Origin of the sequence: Flavobacterium sp. (genome assembly GCF_043720215.1) — a bacterium.
Classification (GTDB): domain Bacteria; phylum Bacteroidota; class Bacteroidia; order Flavobacteriales; family Flavobacteriaceae; genus Flavobacterium.
This window is the reverse complement of the sequence record NZ_JAYSSZ010000017.1, coordinates 1-2,268: the sequence shown is the minus strand read 5'-3', so window position 1 is coordinate 2,268 and position 2,268 is coordinate 1. Positions and strand designations below refer to the sequence as shown.

The following is a 2,268-nucleotide window of genomic DNA, read 5'->3' as shown; positions in this document are numbered from 1 at the left end:
AACAAGTTTTTTGTCATTTTTTCTACAAATATTTAGCATTTCCGATGCTTTTAGAATTAAATGCTGATTTTCAAAATCGTTGTGGGAAATGTCGGATAATGCATCAATTTCTTATTTTTCCTATAACAGGGGTTTTAGAACGTGCTTTATCTAATTGTTTCTTATAAAAATCGAGCGTAATGACTTGGCTTGAATCTGCCCGTATTTGATTTACTAACTTATCAACATCAAAAGATTCAAAAGATAAAAAGACACCTCTTGTAGTTAGGTCATTTTTAAGATAAACACCAGTAGAAACACCAACCACTTCGCCTATTTGACCACTTGCATTAACTTCAACTTTAGTAAAATTATATTTAGTTTCTTTCGTTAAGACTGTTGATTTAACCCAAAGTCTTTTACTTATATTATCAGTTTTAGGGTGTTTTCCTATCCAGTCAACTATTTTTCTAACAATTTGATTAAATATTTCTTCGGAATCTAACACAATGCCTGAACGAGCAATATCTATCAATTCATATTCAGCCAATTGTTCATTTGTAAAACTGGCAGCAAATGCTAAATAAGATCCCTTCGCTTCCGCGCCTTTTTGTATCCGAGATTTATAATAATTATTGGGATCTGTTATAGGAATTACTATATTTTTATAATTATCAGGTCGAATTAGCCCAATTCTTGATGGTTGTTCATTCTCTTTTACTAATAGTATATTCCCAACCAAGTCCTGAAAATCGTAGGCGGCATCACCAGCAGGATATAGAGTCCTATCTGTAAATGATTTTGGTAAATCTAAATTTACAGGAGCATTTGCAAATTTTACCCCTCCACAACTCGCTAATAGGGTACTGAAAATTATGAAAAGTGATTTTAACTTGACCATGATGAATGTTTTTTTGATGATGAAATTATTTTTAATAATTGTTTGAATATTGTTTTTTGGGCTATACAGATGCTGTGGTCTGTTTATCGAACATTCACTACGCTGCCATTGTAACTATTATAAGTCCAATTGACTGGATAGAGTACAGAGTTCATTTCATTCAAGCGGACTTTTTGAATGCTTACTTCGCTGATGGTATATTGGTTATCAACATTGGTCAATCGTAATTCGCCATAATCATCGGTGTATAAATAAAAATTGTCGGCAGCATACACATCGGAAGTCACATATCGTCCTCGGTTGCATTGCCTCATACCCGTAACTTCGAGTATTTACAGGTGGGCTTTTGCGGCGAGTCGTGGACAGTGCGTTGTTCGGCGATTTTTTTTACCACTCAGTATTAGGAGATTTCAAATTTATCCATGTACATGTAGCTACTAATCAAAAAGGTTAGGTTTTATGAACAGACCATTTTAGGTATGTTTGTAAGAATATCCCTAATCTACTATTGGTTGGGTACTTTCTTGCCCCATTTACTGCATAAATACACCGTTTCACCTTCAACAGATACAATCGCAATTGAACTGAATCCTTTTATATCTCCTTTAATAGTGTAAAATCCTGGCTTGCCTCCAAAAATTACCCCTATATTAACATAGTTCTGTGATTGTGTACATGATGATACATTCTCACATGAAGAAATCCATTTATCCGCGATAATTGTTCCATCGCCAGGTAATTTTGCGACAACTGTGGTACTAATATCTATATTTGCTTTTGCCTTTGTTCTAGTTTTTATACCTAACAAATACCATCTGCTTTTCTTCTTCGCAGATTTAACTGTTACATCTATACGTAGTCTATCAAAAATGACGACTCCTGTAATCCAAGCATACCAAGGTCTTCCAACTTTCAAGGTTGCAGTTGCCCCGTTTTTAAGCGTTACTTTTTCTTTGTTTTTTTTACATTCAATCACAGTTCTCTGACTGAAAACTGGGTTAATTGAAGTTAAAATGAAAAGTGATACGGAAATTAAAATAGCTTTAGTCAAAATCGAATTTTTCATGTTACAAATTGATTTTATTTTTTGTTAAATTTTTTCAGTTTCGCCGAATGACCACATCTTTGAATGGTAGATAATTTCTTCTTAATGATATGAGTGTTGTTTTTTGATGAACAAAGAATTGTTTTGATTAAAATTCTTTTTTGAAAATAATAGCCAATAAATAGCCCTCAGTATTATTGACTGCTCAATACTCTGTCGCATTATTAACTGCGAAATTTTATTATTAATTAGAGCCTGCTGAAAAAGTAATTTTGGACACATAACATATTGATAATGAACAAATTAGGTTAAAAAAAAGTAAGAAAAAAATAGAATAAGTGCA

General features: G+C 32.7%; 3 protein-coding genes. All 3 read right to left on the bottom strand.

Features of this window, described 5'->3' with window-relative positions:
• Positions 1-103: 103 nt before the first annotated feature.
• A complete protein-coding gene (locus ACHZC3_RS00760) occupies positions 104-880 on the bottom strand; it encodes a hypothetical protein (protein WP_394757973.1) in 777 nt (258 codons plus the stop codon).
• Between the two features lie 83 nt (positions 881-963).
• Positions 964-1,194, bottom strand: coding sequence for a hypothetical protein (locus ACHZC3_RS00755; protein ID WP_394757972.1), 231 nt, complete (start codon positions 1,192-1,194; stop codon positions 964-966).
• Positions 1,195-1,385: 191 nt separating this feature from the next.
• A complete protein-coding gene (locus tag ACHZC3_RS00750) occupies positions 1,386-1,946 on the bottom strand; it encodes a hypothetical protein (RefSeq protein ID WP_394757971.1) in 561 nt (186 codons plus the stop codon).
• Positions 1,947-2,268: the final 322 nt, after the last annotated feature.